Below are 17,702 nucleotides of genomic sequence, written 5' to 3' on the forward strand. Positions count from 1 at the left end.
CGACGCTGACCCGCCCTTACGCCTCGAGGAGGATACGCAGCATGCGCCGCAGGGGTTCCGCCGCGCCCCAGAGCAGCTGGTCGCCGATGGTGAAGGCGCCGAGGTATTCGGGACCCATGGCGAGCTTGCGCAAGCGGCCCACCGGAATGTCCAGGGTGCCGGTCACAGCCACCGGGGTGAGGCCGGCGAGGGTGGCCTCACGGTTGTTCGCAATCACCTTCACCCAGGCGTTGTCCTCGGCGATCAGCGCCTCGATGTCCGCCAGCGGAACATCCTTTTTGAGCTTGAAGGTGAGCGCCTGGCTGTGGCAGCGCATGGCACCGATACGCACGCAGAACCCATCGACCGGCACCGCCGGCGTGCCGAAGCCGGCGCCCTGGCCGAGGATCTTGTTGGTCTCCGCGCCGGCCTTCCATTCCTCGCGGCTCACGCCGTCGCCCAGGTCCTTGTCGATCCACGGAATGAGCGAGCCACCGAGCGGCACGCCGAAGTTCTGCGTCTCGGCGGCGGAGAGCGACTGCTGCTTCGCCAGGATCTTGCGGTCGATCTCGAGAATGGCGGACTTGGGATCGTCCAGCAGCGCCCGGACCTCGGCATTGAGCGTGCCGTACTGCGTCAGCAGTTCGCGCATGTGCTGCGCGCCACCGCCCGACGCGGCCTGGTAGGTCATGCTGGTCATCCACTCGACCAGACCCGCCTTGTACAGGGCGCCCACGCCCATCAGCATGCAGCTGACGGTGCAGTTGCCGCCGATCCAGTTGCGCCCACCTTTGGCCAGCGCGTTCTTGATGACGGGTGAGTTCACCGGATCGAGGACGATCACGGCGTCTTCCTTCATGCGCAGGGTGGACGCGGCGTCGATCCAGTGGCCGCTCCAGCCGGCCGCACGCAGCTTGGGGTAGACCTCCGAGGTGTAGTCACCGCCCTGCGCCGTGAGGATCACGTCGCATTTCGCGAGTGCGGCGACTTCGTACGCATCGCGCAGGGTAGTCTCGTTCTTCGCCTGGGCCGGTGCCTTGCCCCCGACGTTGGAGGTCGAGAAGAACACCGGCTCGATCAGGTCGAAATCGCCTTCGGCCTGCATGCGGTCCATCAAGACCGAGCCGACCATGCCGCGCCAGCCGACGAGGCCGACCAGCGGTTGTTGTGCCTTGGAAATCATCGTCATGCCCTTCAGCTTCAGTTGGTATTCACTGGATTCCCCGGCTCGTCAGGGCCGGGGAGGGCGCGCGACGAACCGGAGCCTGCTAGCTCTTAATGGTCGTCTTCTTGGTGATAGCGGCCACGACGGCGTCGCCCATCTCGCGGGTGCCGACCTTGGTGGTGCCTTCGGAATGGATATCCGCCGTCCGCAGCCCCTGCGCGAGCACGTGCTTGACCGCGGATTCGATCCGGTCGGCGGCTTCGGGCTGGTTGAGGGAGAAGCGGAGCATCATGGCGGCGGACAGGATTGTAGCCAGAGGGTTGGCTACGCCCTGGCCCGCGATGTCGGGCGCGCTGCCATGGCTGGGCTCGTACAGGCCCTGGTTGCCGGCATTCAGGCTGGCCGAGGGCAGCATCCCGATGGAGCCGGTGAGCATGGCGGCTTCGTCCGAGAGGATGTCGCCGAACATGTTGCCCGTGACCACCACGTCGAACTTCTTGGGCGCCTTCACGAGCTGCATGGCCGCGTTGTCCACGTACATGTGGTCGAGTTCGACGTCCGGATAGTGCTTGCCGATTTCGGTGACCACGTCCTTCCACAGCTGGAAGGTCTCGAGCACGTTGGCCTTGTCGACGCTGGTCACGCGCTTGCTGCGCTTGCGGGCGGCCTGGAACGCCACGTGCGCGATGCGCTCGATCTCGGGGCGGCTGTAGCGCATGGTGTCGAAGGCTTCCTCGGCGCCCGGAAAGTGCCCGTCGGCAGCGGTGCGTCGCCCGCGCGGCTGGCCGAAGTAGATGTCGCCGGTGAGCTCGCGGATGATGAGGATGTCCAGCCCCGCGACCAGCTCGGGCTTGAGGCTCGAAGCGTGCGTGAGCTGCTCGTAGCAGATGGCGGGGCGGAAGTTGGCGAACAGGCCCATGTGCTTGCGCAGCCCCAGGATGGCCTGCTCCGGGCGCAGCGCCCGCTCGAGCTTGTCGTACTTCCAGTCGCCGACGGCGCCGAACAGCACCGCATCGGCGGACTGGGCCAGCTTCAGGGTCGCCTCGGGGAGCGGGTGGCCGTGCGCCTCGTAGGCGGCGCCGCCCACGGGGGCGCTCTCCATCTCGAACTCGAGGTCGAGCACGTTCAGGACCTTTACCGCCTCGGCAACGATTTCGGTGCCGATGCCGTCGCCCGGCAGGACTGCGATCTTCATGGACATAGCCTGTTCTCTTCTCTTCTTAGCCGTTCAGGGTGTGGGCGAGCCAGGGCTTGCGGGCCAGGCGTTCGGCTTCGAACGCGCGGATCTTGTCCGCCTGGCGCAGCGTGAGGCCGATGTCGTCGAAGCCGTTGAGCAGGCAGTACTTGCGAAACGGCTGCACCTCGAAAGCGGTCTCTTCGCCGTCCGGGCGCACCACCACCTGCCGCTCCAGATCGATGGTGAGCCGGTAGCCGGGAAAGGCGGCGACGTCGTCGAACAGCCGCGCCACGGTGCTCTCGGGCAGCACGATCGGCAGCAGCCCGTTCTTGAAGCAGTTGTTGAAGAAGATGTCCGCGAAGCTCGGCGCGATCAGTGCGCGAAAGCCGAACTGCTGGATGGCCCAGGGCGCGTGCTCGCGCGAGGAGCCGCAGCCGAAGTTGCGCCGAGTCAGCAGCACGGAAGCGCCCTGGTACCGCGGCTGGTTCAGCACGAAGTCGGGATTCGGTCTGCGGCTGGCAGGGTCCTGCCCGGGCTCGCCCGGATCGAGGTAGCGCGATTCGTCGAAGAGGTTCTGCCCGAAGCCGGTCTTGCGGATCGACTTGAGGAACTGCTTGGGGATGATCGCGTCGGTATCGACGTTCTCGCGGTCGATGGGGGCGACCAGGCCGGTGTGGACGGTGAACTTTTCCATGGAATTACTTGCGCGAGGCGCCCTCGAGTGCGCTGCCGGCCTTCTGGATGTCCTGGCCCACGCCGCGGACGGTGTTGCAGCCGGCCAGGACGAAGGTTGCGGCGAGCAGGGTGGCAATCAGTTTGGTCATGAGGTCTCCTCTGTCGTTGTGGATCAGGCGAACTGGCGGACATCGACGAAGTGGCCGTGCACCGCCGCGGCCGCGGCCATGGCCGGCGACACGAGATGCGTGCGGCCGCCGGCGCCCTGGCGTCCCTCGAAGTTGCGGTTGCTGGTGGAGGCGCAGCGCTCGCCCGGCTCCAGGCGGTCCGCGTTCATGGCCAGGCACATCGAGCAGCCCGGCTCGCGCCATTCGAAGCCCGCGGCCTTGAAGATCTCGTGCAGGCCCTCGCGCTCGGCCTGCTCCTTCACGACGCCGGAGCCCGGCACCACCATCGCCAGCTTGACGTTGCGCGCCACCTTCTGGTTCAGGCGCCGCACCATCGCGGCGGCTTCGCGCATGTCCTCGATGCGGCTGTTGGTGCACGAACCGATGAACACCTTGTCCACGTGCACGTCGGCCAGGGGCTTGCCCGGCTCCAGGCCCATGTAGGCGAGCGCGCGCTCGATCGCATTGCGCTTGCTGTCGTCCTTTTCCTTGTCCGGGTCGGGCACGCGGCCGTCGATGCCCAGCACCATCTCGGGCGAGGTACCCCAGGTGACCTGCGGCACGATCTGCGTCGCATCGAGTTCGACCACCGCATCGAAGTGCGCGTCGGGGTCGGAGTGCAGGGTGCGCCAGTAGGCGACGGCCTGCTCCCACTCGAGCCCGGTGGGGGCGAGCGGCCGGCCCTTGACGTACTCGATGGTCTTGTCGTCCACCGCCACCATGCCGGCGCGGGCACCGGCTTCGATCGCCATGTTGCACACCGTCATGCGGCCTTCCATCGACAGCGATCGGATGGCCGAGCCGGCGAACTCGATGGTGTAGCCGGTGCCGCCCGCCGTGCCGATGCGGCCGATGATGGCGAGCACCACGTCCTTGGCGGTGACGCCGCGGGCGAGGGCGCCCTCGACTTTCACCAGCATGTTCTTCGCCTTCTTCGCCAGCAGGGTCTGGGTGGCGAGCACATGCTCCACTTCACTCGTGCCGATGCCGTGCGCAAGCGCGCCGAACGCCCCGTGGGTGGAGGTGTGCGAATCGCCGCAGACCACGGTCATTCCCGGCAGGGTTGCGCCCTGCTCGGGGCCGATCACGTGCACGATGCCCTGCCGCTTGGACAGGAAGGGGAAGTAGGCGGCGGCGCCGAACTCCTCGATGTTGCGGTCGAGCGTGGTCACCTGCTCCTTCGAGATCGGATCGGTGATCCCGTCGTAGCCGCGCTCCCAGCCGGAGGTGGGGGTGTTGTGGTCGGCGGTCGCGACCACGCTGCTGATGCGCCAGACCTTGCGGCCGGTCTCGCGCAGGCCCTCGAAAGCCTGCGGGCTGGTGACTTCGTGCACCAGGTGGCGGTCGATATAGAGGGTGGCGGTGCCGTCCTCCTCGGAATGGACGACGTGTTCGTCCCAGATCTTGTCGTAGAGGGTGCGTCCCATGGTGTGGTCCTGTGCAGGGGAAAATTCTAGGCAGCGGCGATGTCCGGGCCGCCGAGGTGGTCGGCCAGCAGGCGCGCGGTGACGGGCAGGGTGGCGAAGTCGCGGGCCACCAGCTGCAGCTCACGCAGGGCCCAGGCGTCGGTCAGTGCGACCGCCTGCAAGCCGCCCATGTGGTGCAGCAGCGCAAATGCCCGGTCCGGCACCAGGCCGATCCCGAGGCCGCTTTGCACCATCCGGCACAGCGCGTCCAGGCCTGTGACCTGCATGCGAAGGCGCATGGGCCGGCCCGCATCGTGCGCCGCCCGGCTCATGGCGAGATAGATCGAGCTGTTGCTGTGCAGGCCGAGGTGGTCGAATTCCAGCGTGTCGGTGAATGCCACCGCGGCGCGGGTGGCGAGGATGTGCCCCTGCGGCACCACGACGACCAGCCGGTCGGCGCGGTAGGGGCGCATGGCGAGCTCGCCGGTGTCGGCGGGTGGATGGCAGATTCCGAGATCGCAGTCGCCATCTCGCACCGCCCGCACCACGTCGGCGCTCAGGTGTTCGTTGAGGTCGATCCGCACCTCGGGCTGCTTGCGTGCGAAGCCCGCCAGGTCTTCGGGCAGGAACTGCACGATGGCCGAAATGTTGGCGTGCACCCGCACGTGGCCGCGCACGCCCTCTGCGTATTCGCTCAGGTCGGCCTGCATGCGTTCGAGGCTGAATTGCACCGCGCGGGCGTGGTGCAGCAGCGTCTGGCCGGCCGGGGTCAGTTCGACGCCGCGCGCGCGCCGGTAGAACAGTGGTGTGCCGACGGCCTCCTCGAGGTCGGCGATGCGTTTGCTGGCCGCCGAGGGGGCGAGGAATTCGTGCTCCGCAGCGCGGCCGATGCTGCCCAGCTCGCCTGCAGCCCTGAAGAGCTGCAGCGAGGTGAGGTCGAGCCGGCGGGTGAAGCTGCGGTCGGGAGGCATAGGGTTCGCGATCTGCGAAGGAGTGGCGTATTTTCGCCGAAGCTGCTGCGCGTGCCCTCTCGTTCCGCGATGGCTGGCTGCGTGCCCCGCGTGGGCAGCGATGCACTCAGGCGCGCTGCGCCGAGCCACCCGGCTATCGACGCGACCGCGGCCGGCAGTGGGCGGCGTTCGGAGGAGCCCATGAAAAAGCCCGCCGAAGCGGGCTTGTCGTGCCGAAGCAGGAAGAGGTCAGCGCTGGCCGATGGGCTGCACGTCGCGCTTGGCCGAGCCGCTGTACAGCTGGCGGGGCCGGCCGATCTTGTACTCGGAGTCGCTGATCATCTCGTTGAGCTGCGCAATCCAGCCCACGGTCCGCGCGAGAGCGAAGATCGCGGTGAACAGGCTCACCGGGATGCCGATGGCGCGCTGCACGATGCCGGAATAGAAATCGACGTTGGGGTAGAGCTTGCGCGAGACGAAGTATTCGTCCTCGAGCGCGATCTTCTCCAGCGCCATCGCCAGCTTGAACAGCGGGTCGTTCTGCAGGCCCAGTTCGCCCAGCACCTCGCGGCAGGTCTCCTGCATGAGCTTGGCGCGCGGGTCGTAGTTCTTGTAGACCCGATGCCCGAAGCCCATCAGCTTCACGCCGGAATTCTTGTCCTTCACCTGCTTGATGAACTCGCCGATCTTCTCGACCCCGCCGTTGCGCTGGATGTCGTGCAGCATGTTCAGCGCCGCTTCGTTGGCGCCGCCATGTGCCGGGCCCCACAGGCACGCCACGCCGGCCGCGATGGCGGCGAACGGATTGGTGCCGGAGCTGCCGCACAGGCGCACGGTGGAGGTGGAAGCGTTCTGCTCGTGGTCGGCGTGCAGGATGAAGATGCGGTCCATCGCGCGCACCAGCACCTCGTTGGGCTCGTACTCCTCGCAGGGCGTGGCGAACATCATCCGCATGAAGTTGCCCGTGTACGACTCCGAGTTCTTCGGGTAGATGTAGGGCTGGCCCATGGAGTACTTGTACGCCATGGCCACCAGCGTGGGCATCTTGGCGATCAGGCGGATGGCCGAGATCTCCCGGTGCTCCGGATTGTTGATGTCCGTGCTGTCGTGATAGAAGGCCGAGAGGGCGCCCACCAGGCCGGTCATCACGGCCATGGGGTGCGCGTCGCGCCGGAACCCGCGCAGGAAGAACTGCATCTGCTCGTTGACCATGGTGTGCATGGTCACGCGGCGGTCGAACTCCTCTTTGGCCTTCGCGTCGGGCAACTCGCCATACAGCAGCAGGTGGCAGGTATCGAGGAAGTCGCATTGGGTCGCGAGTTGCTCGATCGGGTAGCCGCGGTACAGCAACTCACCCTTGTCACCGTCGATGTAGGTGATGGACGACTGGCAGGCGGCCGTGGACAGGAAGCCCGGGTCGTACGTGAACATGCCGGTCTGTGCGTACAGCTTGCGGATGTCGATCACGTCGGGGCCGACGGTGCCGGAATACACGGGCAGCTCGACGCTGGGACCGCCGTTGGTGAACGACAGGGTGGCTTTGTTGTCGGCGAGTTTCATCTTTTCTTCCTTCAAATCAGGTCCGCAGCAGGGCTAGCACGTCCCGCACCTCCGGGGCATCGAGTTCGCCCTCGGGCTCGGTGCGGCGCAGCAGCAGGTCCAGCAGGTCGTTGTCGGGCAGCTGCATCAGCTGCTCGAGCGCGTCGGCCTGCCGTACGGTAAGCGACGCCTCGTGGCGCTGAAAGAACCGTTCGATGAACAGGTCGTTCTCCAGCAGGCCACGCCGGCAGCGCCAGCGCAGCCGGCTCAACCCGCGTTCGTCCAGCAGCTGGCCGCTCATGACAATCCTAGACGGCGCGCCGCACCATCAGTTCCTTGATCTTGCCGATGGCCATGGCCGGGTTCAGCCCCTTCGGACAGACATCGACGCAGTTCATGATTGTGTGGCAGCGGAACAGGCGATACGGGTCTTCAAGGTTGTCCAGACGTTCGCCAGTGCCCTGGTCACGGCTGTCCGCGATGAAGCGGTAGGCCTGCAGCAGGCCGGCCGGTCCGACGAACTTGTCGGGGTTCCACCAGAAGCTCGGGCAGCTGGTCGAGCAGCTCGCGCACAGGATGCACTCGTACAGGCCGTTGAGCTCGTCGCGCTCTTCGGGCGACTGCAGGCGTTCGGTCTCGGGCGGGATCGTGTCGTTGACGAGGTAGGGCTTGATCGAGTTGTACTGCTTGAAGAACTGCGTCATATCGACGATGAGGTCGCGCACGACGGGCAGCCCGGGCAGCGGCTTCAGCACGATCGGGTCCTTCAGCGTGCGCATGTTGGTCAGGCACGCGAGCCCGTTCTTGCCGTTGATGTTCATCGCGTCCGAGCCGCATACGCCCTCGCGGCAGGAGCGGCGGAACGACAGCGTCGGGTCCTGCTCCTTGAGCTTCATGAGCGCGTCCAGCAGCATGCGCTCGTTGCCGTCGAGCTCGATCTCGACGGTTTGCATGTAGGGCTTCTCGTCGCGGTCCGGGTCGTAGCGGTAGATCTGGAAAGTGCGTTTTTGCATGGCTCTGTATTCCTCGGAATCTAGGTGCTCGTGTGCCGTGGAACCAGTACGTACTAGAACGTACGGACCTTGGGCGGCACGGACTCCACCGTCAGTGGCGTGAGCTTGACCGGCTTGTAGCTGAGGCTGTTGCTCTCGCTGTGCCACAGCGTGTGCTTCATCCAGTTGGCGTCGTCGCGTCCGAGCGGAGCGACCGGGTCGTCGGCGGGGCGCTCGTAGTCGCTCACGGTGTGCGCGCCGCGGCACTCGGTGCGGGCGGCGGCGGACACCATGGTGGCCTGCGCGCACTCGATCAGGTTCTCGACTTCGAGCGCCTCGATGCGGGCCGTGTTGAAGATGCGCGACTTGTCCTTGAGCGCAAGGTCGCCAACGCGGGCGCGGATGGCGGCGATCTTCTCGACGCCTTCGTCCATGCTCGCCTGCGTGCGGAACACGCCGGCGTGCTGCTGCATGGCGGCGCGGATGTCGTTGGCCACGTTCTGCGCATACTCGCCCGACGCCGTCTGCTCCAGCCGGTTCAGGCGCTCGAGCGTGCGGTCGGCGGCGTCGGCAGGCAGGGGCTTGTGGTTCCTGTTCTTGTCGTTGAACTCGACGATGTGGTTGCCCGCGGCGCGCCCGAACACCAGCAGGTCGAGCAGCGAATTGGTGCCCAGCCGGTTGGCGCCGTGCACGCTCACGCAGGAGCACTCGCCCACGGCGTAGAGGCCGCTGACCACCGCGTCGTGGCTGCTGGCGTTCTGCACCACCACCTGGCCGTGGATGTTGGTCGGGATGCCGCCCATCTGGTAGTGGATGGTGGGCACCACGGGGATCGGCTCACGCGTGATATCGACGTTGGCGAAATTCACGCCGATCTCGTAGACCGAGGGCAGCCGCTTGTGGATGGTGTCGGCGCCGAGGTGGTCGAGCTTGAGCAGCACGTAGTCCTTGTTGGGACCGCAGCCGCGACCTTCCTTGATCTCCTGGTCCATCGAGCGCGAGACGAAGTCGCGCGGGGCCAGGTCTTTCAGCGTGGGGGCATAGCGCTCCATGAAGCGCTCGCCGTTGCTGTTCAACAGGATCGCGCCTTCGCCACGGCAGCCTTCGGTGAGCAGCACGCCCGCGCCGGCGACGCCGGTGGGGTGGAACTGCCAGAACTCCATGTCTTCGAGCGGGATGCCGGCGCGCGCCGCCATGCCCAGGCCGTCGCCGGTGTTGATGAACGCGTTGGTGGAGGCGGCGAAGATGCGGCCCGCGCCGCCGGTGGCCAGCAGCGTGGTCTTGGCTTCCAGGATGTGCAGGTCGCCGGTCTCCATCTCGAGCGCCGTGACGCCGACCACGTCGCCGTCGGCATCGCGGATCAGGTCGAGCGCCATCCACTCGACGAAGAAGCTGGTGCGCGCCTTCACGTTCTGCTGGTAGAGCGTGTGCAGCATGGCGTGCCCCGTGCGGTCGGCCGCCGCGCAGGCGCGCTGCACCGGTTTTTCGCCGTAGTTGGCGGTGTGGCCGCCGAAGGGGCGCTGGTAGATGGTGCCGTCGGGATTGCGGTCGAAGGGCATGCCCATGTGCTCGAGGTCGTACACGACCTTGGGCGCTTCGCGGCACATGAATTCGATGGCGTCCTGGTCACCCAGCCAGTCGGAGCCCTTGACGGTGTCGTAGAAGTGGTAGTGCCAGTTGTCCTCGGACATGTTGCCCAGCGAGGCGCCGATGCCGCCCTGCGCGGCCACCGTGTGCGAACGGGTGGGGAAGACCTTGGACAGCACGGCCACGTTCAGGCCGGCGCGGGCGAGTTGCAGGGAGGCGCGCATGCCGGAGCCGCCGGCCCCCACGATGACGACGTCGAACTTGCGCTTGGTGATGTTCTTTGAGGTGTACGACATGGTGTTTCAGAGCCTCCAGAGGACCTGGATGGCCCAGCCGGCGCAACCCACCAGCCAGACGATGACGAAAATCTGCAGGGCCAGGCGAATGCCGACGGGCTTGACGTAGTCCATCAGCACGTCGCGCATGCCTACCCACACGTGCCAGACCAGCGCGATCACCACGGTGAAGGTCAGCACCTTCATCCACTGGCTGGCGAAGATGCCGGCCCACAGGTCATACCCGATCGGCCCGCTGGTGAAGATCACCTGCGCCAGCACCACCACGGTGAAGAGGGCCATCAGCACCGCGGTGACCCGCTGGCTCAGCCAGTCGCGCAGGCCGTAGTGCGCGCCCACGACGGTGCGCTTGGAGCCGTAGTTCACGGTCATGTTCTTGTTCTCCGGAATGCGATTAGTACAGGCCGAACAGCTTGGCGCCGAGCACGAGGGTCAGCAGCAGGCTCGACACCAGCACCACCTTGGCCGACAGGCCGCCCCGCTGCTTGGTGACGGCGGCATGGTTGGTGTCCATCCAGACGTGCCGCACGCCGGCGATGAAGTGGTGCAGGTAGGCCCAGATCAGGGAGAGCGCCACCAGCTTGGCGAACCAGCCGGGGATGCCGCCCAGGCCGCTTTCGAAGGCGGCTCGAAAGCGCGCGAAGGACAGCTCGGACGAGACCGACACGTCGAACATCCAGATGATGAACGGCAGCAGCAGGAACATCAGCACGCCGCTCACCCGGTGCAGGATCGATACCCAGCCCGGCGCTGGCAGCCGGTAGGTGGTGAGATCCCGGAAGGCGTGGATGTTGCGGAATTCACGCCGCTTCTTGGCTAATTCGGTCATGGAGAGGTTCGGGCTGGGCTGACAAACCCAAAATTCTATTTCAATGGCGCACCTGGCTCGGCCGTAGGGCCGGCTCATTCTTCAGCTGAGCTCGTTGCGGTAGTGGTGGGTGTCGGTGCGATAGAGGCCGCGCCGCAGTTCCATCGGGGCCTCGTTGTAGGTGAAGGAGACCCGCTCGACCGACAGCAGCGGACTGCCCGTGCCCACTTGCAGGAGTTGCGCGGCATGCTCGTCGGCGGCGACAGCCCGGATCTTTTCCTCGGCGCGCAGCATGCGCACGCCGAACTCGAGCTCGAACATGGCGTAGGTGGGGCCGCGGTATTCGGCCATCTGTTCGGCCGACAGCCCCTTGAAGGCCGTGCCCGGCAACCAGAGGTCTTCCAGGATGGTGGGCACACCGCCGAAAGCGAGCACGCGACGCACCTGCACCAGCGGATCGCCGGTGCGGATGGCGAGCAGGCGCGCGAGCTCGGCGCTGGCGCGCACCCTGCGGCACTCCAGGATGCGGCGCTCGGCGGGGCCCTCGCCGGCCTGGTCGCCGGTGTCCGGCACGAGCTTCAGGAAGCGGTACTGCACCTGCTGCTCGGCATGCGTGGCCACGAAGGTCCCCTTGCCCTGGCGGCGCACGACCAGGTTGCCGGCGGCGAGTTCGTCGATGGCCTTGCGCACCGTGCCCTGGCTCACGCGAAAGCGCGCGGCGAGGTCCATTTCGCTCGGAATGGCCTCGCCGGGCTTCCACTCCCCCGCCTGCAGGCTGTGCAGGATGAGGCCCTTGATCTGCTGGTACAGCGGGCTGAACGCCGGGGTGCCCGGCTCGGCCGGCGTGCCGTTGGAGAGCTCGGCCTGGGGGTGGTGGGGAGAAGGCATGGCGCGTGCTGCGTGGATGCCGGATCATATCTTATATAAGACATAAGACAAATTGACCGGCCGCGGTTTTCGGCAGTACACTTGCCGCCTTTCGCGGGCGCGCCCACCGACTGCCGCGCCGGCTCGGCGAACGCCCCAGTTCCACCATCATCCGGAGATCTTCCATGAGCAAGAAGCCCGTCCGCGTCGCCGTCACCGGCGCCGCCGGCCAAATCGGTTACGCCCTGCTGTTTCGCATCGCCTCCGGCGAGATGCTCGGCAAGGACCAGCCCGTCATCCTGCAGCTGCTCGAGATCCCCGACGAGAAAGCCCAGAAGGCGCTCAAGGGCGTGATGATGGAACTGGAAGACTGCGCCTTCCCGCTGCTGGCTGGCATGGAAGCGCACAGCGACCCGATGACCGCCTTCAAGGACACCGACTACGCCCTGCTGGTCGGCGCCCGTCCCCGCGGCCCCGGCATGGAGCGTGCCGACCTGCTGGCCGCCAACGCCCAGATCTTCACGGCCCAGGGCAAGGCGCTCGACAAGGTCGCGAGCCGCAAGGTGAAGGTGCTGGTGGTCGGCAACCCCGCCAACACCAACGCCTACATCGCCATGAAGAGCGCGCCCAGCCTGCCGCGCGAGAACTTCACCGCCATGCTGCGCCTGGACCACAACCGTGCGCTGTCGCAGGTCGCGGCCAAGACCGGCACCAAGGTGGGCGAGATCGAGAAGCTCACCGTCTGGGGCAACCACTCGCCCACCATGTACGCCGACTATCGCTTCGCCACCGTGAACGGCAAGAGCGTCAAGGACATGATCAACGACCAGGTCTGGAACGCCGACGTGTTCCTGCCCACCGTGGGCAAGCGCGGCGCCGCCATCATCGAGGCGCGCGGCCTCTCGTCGGCCGCCTCGGCCGCCAACGCCGCCATCGACCACATGCGCGACTGGGCGCTCGGATCGAACGGCAAGTGGGTCACCATGGGCGTGCCCTCCAACGGCGAGTACGGCATTCCCAAGGACATCATGTTCGGCTTCCCGGTGACCACCGAGAACGGCGCGTACAAGATCGTCGAAGGCCTGCCCATCGACGAGTTCAGCCAGGAGCGCATCAACAAGACGCTCAAGGAGCTGCAGGACGAGCAGGCGGGCGTCGCCCACCTGCTCTGAGCTGTCCGGGGGGGGGGCAGGGCCCACGTGGAAGCGGCACGCACTCCGGTGGGTGCGCGCCGCGGCGGGCGCTGCGCTTCATGGCGCTTGTCGAGCCGGAGCTGGTGGAATCGACGTTCCCGCCCTCTGGCCAGACTCCCGCTTTCGTCTCGCCGGTTTGGCGTTTCCCCGCGCGCTTGCTTTCGCACTCTTTCCTGCTTCAGCCTCTCGCTTCCGAATCGTCCCCCAACCATGCACCCCCGCGACGTCCTTCTCGGTGCCCAGGCGCGCAGCGGCGTTCTCCCGGTGTGTGACCACTACAGCGGCGTCGAGGCCCGGATGCGCAAGAGCCTGGAGTTGCAAGCGCAGATGACGGCGGAGTTCGGCACCTGCGTTTTCGACGTCACGCTCGACTGCGAGGACGGCGCGCCCGTCGGCGGCGAGGCCCCGCACGCGCAGCTGGTGGCCGAACTGGCGCTGGGCGCTGGGCCTGGCGCCCGCGTCGCCGCACGGGTGCATCCGGTCGATCATCCAGCGTTCGAGCAGGACGTTCGCACCATCGTCGGCCGCGCCGGCTCGCGGCTGGTCCACCTGATGATCCCCAAAGTCGAGCACCCCGACGACATCGTCGCGGCGGTGCGGGCGGTCGATGCCGCCGGTGGGGCCGGCCTGCCGCTGCACGCCCTGATCGAATCGCCGGCAGCGGTGCACCGCGCCTTCGACATCGCCGCGCACCCGCGTGTGCAGTCGCTCAGCTTCGGCCTCATGGACTTCGTCTCCGCGCACGGCGGCGCCATCCCCGGCGACGCCATGGGCGTGCAGGGCCAGTTCACGCATCCGCTGGTGCTGCGCGCCAAGCTCGCGATCGCTTCGGCATGCCACGCCCACGGCAAGGTGCCTTCCCACTGCGTGGTGACCGAATTCCGGGATACCCAGGCGCTTGCAGACGCGGCCCGGACGGCCGCCCGCTCGCTGGGCTACACCCGCATGTGGAGCATCCACCCCGACCAGATCCGCGTGCTGCTGGATGCCTTTGCACCCACCGAGCGCGACATCGACACCGCGGCTGCGATCGTGCTTGCGGCCGACCGGGCCGACTGGGCCCCGATCAGCCACGCCGGCAAATTGGAAGACCGGGCGAGCTACCGTTTCCACTGGCAGGTGCTCGAGCGCGCCCACCAGACCGGACGCGCGCTTCCCGAAGACGTGCGGGGCTGGTTCCAGCGCCCGCAGGCATGAACCCCGCTGGAGAAACCCACCCATGAAGATCCTGTTCGCGGCCTGGCTCCTGGCCGGCGTGCCCCTGCTCGCGCAGGCGCAGGCCAGCCAGCCCGCCAAGCCGGCAAAGCCCGCTGCGGCCGCCAAGGCTGCGCCGCCCACCAAGTCGGCAAGCAAGCCCGCCAGCAAACCGGCGGCCAACACCGGCGGCATAGCGCCGTCGGCACGCAAGGCCGTCGAGGAGGCCACGCCGATCGAGGAAGAGTCGGGCCCCGAGCTCTCGCCCGAGCAGCTGACGGTCGCCCGCCAGGTCTACGTCGGCGAGATGAAGTGCGAGCTGGGTGCGAGCGTGCGCGTCACGCCGCTCAAGCGCGAGGGCTTCTTCCTCGTGACCACCAAAGGCCATCGCTTTCGCATGCACCCGGTCGAAAGCCGTACCGGCGCCATTCGCCTCGAAGACACACGCCGCGGTGCGATGTGGCTGCAGCTGGGCAACAAGTCCATGCTCATGAGCCAGAAGCTCGGGCAGCGACTGGCGGACGAATGCCAGGGCCCCGAGCAGGTCACGCACGCCGAATACCTCAAGAAGAATCCGCAGCCAAGCCTGCTGGAGGATCGTCCGCCCATGCACCGCGAGGGCGGCCACGGACCCATGCACGGGCAGGGGCACGGCCCCATGCACGGCGGCGGCGGCGGCGCCGCGCCTGCCGGCAGTATTCCTGCCGCCACTGCGCCGACCGCGCCGACCGCGCCGACCGCGCCGACCGGAACGACCGGAACGACCGGAACGACCGGAACGACCGGAACGACCGGAGCCGATCCCTCCGCCGCACCTGTTGCACCTGCTGCGTCGGCACCGGCTCCGGTCGCACCGGCTGCCGCTGAAACGCCTTCTGCTCCCGCACCGGCACCGGCACCCGGTCCGGCTCCGGCTCCGGCTCCGGCTGCGGCTGCGGCTGCGGCTGCGGCTGCGGCTCCCGCGGCGCCCTCAACCGCGCCACTAGGCCCCGAGGCCCCCTGATACCAGACACCAGATCGCTTGCCCAACGTACGGAGAAAACATGCTTCAAGCCTATCGTGACCACGTCGCCGAACGCGCCGCGCTCGGCATTCCGCCGCTGCCGCTGTCGGCCCAACAGACGGCCGAGCTGGTCGAGCTGCTCAAGAACCCGCCCGCCGGCGAGGGGCAGACGCTGCTCGAGCTGATCACGCATCGCGTGCCCGCCGGCGTCGATGACGCCGCCAAGGTCAAGGCGAGCTACCTGGCGGCCGTGGCCCACGGCACCGAGCAGAGCGTCCTGATCAGCCGGTCCAAGGCCACCTTCCTGCTCGGCACCATGCTGGGCGGCTACAACATCAGCCCCCTGATCGATCTGCTGGACGACGCAGAGGTGGGCTCCGTCGCAGCCGACGCGCTCAAGAACACCCTGCTGATGTTCGACCAGTTCCACGACGTCAAGCACAAGGCCGACGCCGGCAATGCCAACGCGCGCGCCGTGCTCCTGAGCTGGGCCGAGGCCGACTGGTTCACCAGCCGCCCCGAGGTGCCGCAAAGCCTCAAGGTCACTGTCTTCAAGGTCACCGGCGAGACCAACACCGACGACCTGTCTCCCGCGCCCGACGCCTGGAGCCGCCCCGACATCCCGCTGCACGCGCTGGCCATGCTGAAGAACGCACGGCCCGGCATCACGCCCGAGGAAGACGGCAAGCGCGGCCCGGTGAAGTTCCTGCAAGAGCTCAAGTCCGGCGGCAACCTGGTCGCCTATGTCGGCGACGTCGTCGGCACCGGCTCCTCGCGCAAGTCGGCCACCAACAGCGTGCTGTGGTGGACGGGCGAAGACATTCCCTACGTCCCCAACAAGCGTTTCGGCGGCGTGTGCCTGGGCACCAAGATCGCACCGATCTTCTACAACACCATGGAAGACGCGGGCGCGCTGCCCATCGAGCTCGACGTGAGCAAGATGGAGATGGGCGACGTCATCGAGCTGCGCCCCTACGAGGGCAAGGCGCTCAAGAACGGCCAGGTGGTCGCCGAGTTCAGCGTCAAGAGCGAGGTGCTGTTCGACGAGGTGCGTGCCGGTGGCCGCATTCCGCTGATCATCGGCCGCGGCCTCACCGCCAAGGCGCGCGAGGCCCTGGGCCTGCCGCCTTCGACGCTGTTCCGCCTGCCGCAGGCGCCGGTGGACACCCGCAAGGGCTTCACCCTGGCGCAGAAGATGGTGGGCCGCGCCTGCGGCATGCCCGAAGGGCAGGGCATCCGCCCCGGCACCTACTGCGAGCCGCGCATGACCTCGGTCGGCTCCCAGGACACGACCGGCCCCATGACCCGCGACGAGCTCAAGGACCTCGCCTGCCTGGGCTTCTCGGCCGACCTGGTGATGCAGTCCTTCTGCCACACGGCGGCCTATCCGAAGCCGGTGGACGTGAAGATGCACCACGAGCTGCCCGACTTCATCGCCAATCGCGGCGGCATCTCGCTGCGCCCCGGCGATGGCGTGATCCACAGCTGGCTCAACCGCTTCCTGCTGCCCGACACCGTGGGCACGGGTGGCGACAGCCACACGCGCTTTCCGATCGGCATCAGCTTCCCTGCCGGCTCGGGCCTCGTGGCCTTCGCGGCCGCCACCGGCGTGATGCCGCTGGACATGCCCGAGAGCGTGCTGGTGCGTTTCAAGGGCCGCATGCAGCCGGGCGTGACCCTGCGTGACCTGGTCAACGCGATTCCGCTCTATGCCATCAAGCAGGGGCTGCTGACGGTGGAGAAGAAGGGCAAGCAGAACATCTTCTCCGGCCGCATCCTGGAGATCGAGGGGCTGCCCGACCTGAAGGTCGAGCAGGCCTTCGAGCTGTCCGATGCGTCCGCCGAGCGCTCGGCCGCCGGCTGCACCGTGCACCTGAACAAGGAGCCGGTCATCGAATACATCAACAGCAACATCACGCTGATGAAGTGGATGATCGCGCAGGGCTACCAGGATGCGCGCACGCTGCAGCGCCGCATCGCGGCCCAGCAGGCCTGGCTTGCCGACCCGAAGCTGCTCAAGGCCGACGCCGATGCCGAATACGCCGCCGTGATCGAAATCGACCTGAGCGAGATCGGCGAGCCGATCGTCGCCTGCCCCAATGATCCGGACGACGTGAAGACGCTGTCCGATGTCGCCGGCGCCAAGATCGACGAGGTGTTCATCGGCTCGTGCATGACCAACATCGGCCACTTCCGCGCGGCGTCCAAGCTGCTCGAGGGCAAGCGCGACATCCCGGTCAAGCTGTGGGTTGCGCCGCCGACCAAGATGGACCAGAAGCAGCTCACCGAAGAGGGCCACTACGGCGTGCTCGGCACCGCCGGCGCCCGCATGGAAATGCCCGGATGCTCGCTGTGCATGGGCAACCAGGCACAGGTGCGCGAGGGCGCGACGGTGATGTCCACCAGCACCCGCAACTTCCCCAACCGCCTCGGCAAGAACACGAACGTCTACCTGGGCAGCGCCGAGCTGGCCGCCATCTGCTCGCGCCTGGGCCGCATCCCGACGCGCGAGGAGTACCTGGCCGACATGGGCGTGCTCACTGCGAACGGCGACACGATCTACCAGTACATGAACTTCGACCGCATCGACGACTTCAAGCGCGTGGCCGACCAGCTGCCCGCCTGACGCAGCGCGGCGCCTCGCGTCGCGCTGCAAGGAGAAGAGCGGCCCGCGGGCCGCTTTTCTCGTTGGGCAGCGGATTCG

General features: G+C 67.4%; 17 protein-coding genes. 4 read left to right on the top strand and 13 right to left on the bottom strand.

The features are described from left to right. Positions 1-16 precede the first annotated feature (16 nt). The 13 genes from asd to WG922_RS12480 form a co-directional block, all read right to left on the bottom strand. Positions 17-1,162 carry an aspartate-semialdehyde dehydrogenase gene (gene asd, locus WG922_RS12420; protein ID WP_340283221.1) on the bottom strand — a complete coding sequence of 382 codons (1,146 nt, stop codon included), beginning with the start codon at positions 1,160-1,162 and terminating at the stop codon, positions 17-19. Positions 1,163-1,247: 85 nt separating this feature from the next. Then, positions 1,248-2,339: a 3-isopropylmalate dehydrogenase gene (leuB, locus tag WG922_RS12425; protein WP_340282963.1), complete on the bottom strand. Its 1,092-nt coding sequence runs from the start codon at positions 2,337-2,339 to the stop codon at positions 1,248-1,250. A 25-nt stretch (positions 2,340-2,364) separates the two neighbouring features. Next, complete coding sequence (gene leuD / locus WG922_RS12430; RefSeq protein ID WP_340282964.1) at positions 2,365-3,015, bottom strand: 3-isopropylmalate dehydratase small subunit; 651 nt, start codon at positions 3,013-3,015, stop codon at positions 2,365-2,367. 4 nt (positions 3,016-3,019) lie between these two features. After that, positions 3,020-3,145, bottom strand: coding sequence for an entericidin A/B family lipoprotein (locus WG922_RS12435; protein ID WP_340282965.1), 126 nt, complete (start codon positions 3,143-3,145; stop codon positions 3,020-3,022). 23 nt (positions 3,146-3,168) lie between these two features. Continuing rightward, positions 3,169-4,590: a 3-isopropylmalate dehydratase large subunit gene (gene leuC / locus WG922_RS12440; RefSeq protein WP_340282966.1), complete on the bottom strand. Its 1,422-nt coding sequence runs from the start codon at positions 4,588-4,590 to the stop codon at positions 3,169-3,171. Between the two features lie 26 nt (positions 4,591-4,616). Next, on the bottom strand, positions 4,617-5,540 hold the full coding sequence (locus WG922_RS12445; RefSeq protein ID WP_340282967.1) for a LysR substrate-binding domain-containing protein: 924 nt from the start codon (positions 5,538-5,540) through the stop codon (positions 4,617-4,619). A gap of 228 nt (positions 5,541-5,768) precedes the next feature. After that, positions 5,769-7,079, bottom strand: coding sequence for a citrate synthase (gene gltA, locus WG922_RS12450; protein ID WP_340282968.1), 1,311 nt, complete (start codon positions 7,077-7,079; stop codon positions 5,769-5,771). Positions 7,080-7,095: 16 nt separating this feature from the next. Beyond that, entirely contained in the window at positions 7,096-7,359 is a 264-nt protein-coding gene (locus WG922_RS12455; protein ID WP_340282969.1) for an FAD assembly factor SdhE, read from the bottom strand. Positions 7,360-7,366: 7 nt separating this feature from the next. Continuing rightward, the gene (locus tag WG922_RS12460) at positions 7,367-8,071 is read right to left on the bottom strand and encodes a succinate dehydrogenase iron-sulfur subunit (protein ID WP_340282970.1); all 705 of its coding nucleotides are present in this window, start codon (positions 8,069-8,071) and stop codon (positions 7,367-7,369) included. A 53-nt stretch (positions 8,072-8,124) separates the two neighbouring features. Then, positions 8,125-9,933 carry a succinate dehydrogenase flavoprotein subunit gene (sdhA, locus tag WG922_RS12465; protein WP_340282971.1) on the bottom strand — a complete coding sequence of 603 codons (1,809 nt, stop codon included), beginning with the start codon at positions 9,931-9,933 and terminating at the stop codon, positions 8,125-8,127. Positions 9,934-9,939: 6 nt separating this feature from the next. After that, positions 9,940-10,305: a succinate dehydrogenase, hydrophobic membrane anchor protein gene (gene sdhD, locus WG922_RS12470; protein WP_340282972.1), complete on the bottom strand. Its 366-nt coding sequence runs from the start codon at positions 10,303-10,305 to the stop codon at positions 9,940-9,942. 22 nt (positions 10,306-10,327) lie between these two features. Then, on the bottom strand, positions 10,328-10,762 hold the full coding sequence (gene sdhC / locus WG922_RS12475; protein WP_340282973.1) for a succinate dehydrogenase, cytochrome b556 subunit: 435 nt from the start codon (positions 10,760-10,762) through the stop codon (positions 10,328-10,330). A gap of 81 nt (positions 10,763-10,843) precedes the next feature. Continuing rightward, the gene (locus WG922_RS12480) at positions 10,844-11,629 is read right to left on the bottom strand and encodes a GntR family transcriptional regulator (RefSeq protein WP_340282974.1); all 786 of its coding nucleotides are present in this window, start codon (positions 11,627-11,629) and stop codon (positions 10,844-10,846) included. 164 nt (positions 11,630-11,793) lie between these two features. Between WG922_RS12480 and WG922_RS12485 the strand changes: the two genes are divergently transcribed. The 4 genes from WG922_RS12485 to acnB all read left to right on the top strand — a co-directional run bounded on the left by WG922_RS12485 (position 11,794) and on the right by acnB (position 17,624). Next, complete coding sequence (locus WG922_RS12485; protein ID WP_340282976.1) at positions 11,794-12,780, top strand: malate dehydrogenase; 987 nt, start codon at positions 11,794-11,796, stop codon at positions 12,778-12,780. A 231-nt stretch (positions 12,781-13,011) separates the two neighbouring features. Next, a complete protein-coding gene (locus WG922_RS12490) occupies positions 13,012-13,998 on the top strand; it encodes an HpcH/HpaI aldolase/citrate lyase family protein (RefSeq protein ID WP_340282978.1) in 987 nt (328 codons plus the stop codon). 22 nt (positions 13,999-14,020) lie between these two features. Beyond that, a complete protein-coding gene (locus WG922_RS12495) occupies positions 14,021-14,998 on the top strand; it encodes a hypothetical protein (protein WP_340282979.1) in 978 nt (325 codons plus the stop codon). A 40-nt stretch (positions 14,999-15,038) separates the two neighbouring features. Then, positions 15,039-17,624, top strand: coding sequence for a bifunctional aconitate hydratase 2/2-methylisocitrate dehydratase (acnB, locus tag WG922_RS12500; protein WP_340282981.1), 2,586 nt, complete (start codon positions 15,039-15,041; stop codon positions 17,622-17,624). Positions 17,625-17,702 lie beyond the last annotated feature (78 nt).

This window comes from Ramlibacter sp. AN1015 (genome assembly GCF_037726105.1).
Lineage (GTDB): Bacteria > Pseudomonadota > Gammaproteobacteria > Burkholderiales > Burkholderiaceae_C > Ramlibacter.

Bases quoted from the DNA above. Each gene is read 5' to 3' on its own strand.
- WG922_RS12455 (WP_340282969.1), bottom strand. From the start codon at position 7,359: ATGAGCGGCCAGCTGCTGGACGAACGCGGGTTGAGCCGGCTGCGCTGG.
- WG922_RS12495 (WP_340282979.1), top strand. From the start codon at position 14,021: ATGAAGATCCTGTTCGCGGCCTGGCTCCTGGCCGGCGTGCCCCTGCTC.
- sdhC (WP_340282973.1), bottom strand. From the start codon at position 10,762: ATGACCGAATTAGCCAAGAAGCGGCGTGAATTCCGCAACATCCACGCC.
- WG922_RS12490 (WP_340282978.1), top strand. From the start codon at position 13,012: ATGCACCCCCGCGACGTCCTTCTCGGTGCCCAGGCGCGCAGCGGCGTT.
- leuB (WP_340282963.1), bottom strand. From the start codon at position 2,339: ATGAAGATCGCAGTCCTGCCGGGCGACGGCATCGGCACCGAAATCGTT.
- sdhD (WP_340282972.1), bottom strand. From the start codon at position 10,305: ATGACCGTGAACTACGGCTCCAAGCGCACCGTCGTGGGCGCGCACTAC.
- leuC (WP_340282966.1), bottom strand. From the start codon at position 4,590: ATGGGACGCACCCTCTACGACAAGATCTGGGACGAACACGTCGTCCAT.
- WG922_RS12435 (WP_340282965.1), bottom strand. From the start codon at position 3,145: ATGACCAAACTGATTGCCACCCTGCTCGCCGCAACCTTCGTCCTGGCC.
- WG922_RS12485 (WP_340282976.1), top strand. From the start codon at position 11,794: ATGAGCAAGAAGCCCGTCCGCGTCGCCGTCACCGGCGCCGCCGGCCAA.
- gltA (WP_340282968.1), bottom strand. From the start codon at position 7,079: ATGAAACTCGCCGACAACAAAGCCACCCTGTCGTTCACCAACGGCGGT.
- leuD (WP_340282964.1), bottom strand. From the start codon at position 3,015: ATGGAAAAGTTCACCGTCCACACCGGCCTGGTCGCCCCCATCGACCGC.
- acnB (WP_340282981.1), top strand. From the start codon at position 15,039: ATGCTTCAAGCCTATCGTGACCACGTCGCCGAACGCGCCGCGCTCGGC.
- WG922_RS12480 (WP_340282974.1), bottom strand. From the start codon at position 11,629: ATGCCTTCTCCCCACCACCCCCAGGCCGAGCTCTCCAACGGCACGCCG.
- WG922_RS12460 (WP_340282970.1), bottom strand. From the start codon at position 8,071: ATGCAAAAACGCACTTTCCAGATCTACCGCTACGACCCGGACCGCGAC.
- asd (WP_340283221.1), bottom strand. From the start codon at position 1,162: ATGATTTCCAAGGCACAACAACCGCTGGTCGGCCTCGTCGGCTGGCGC.
- WG922_RS12445 (WP_340282967.1), bottom strand. From the start codon at position 5,540: ATGCCTCCCGACCGCAGCTTCACCCGCCGGCTCGACCTCACCTCGCTG.
- sdhA (WP_340282971.1), bottom strand. From the start codon at position 9,933: ATGTCGTACACCTCAAAGAACATCACCAAGCGCAAGTTCGACGTCGTC.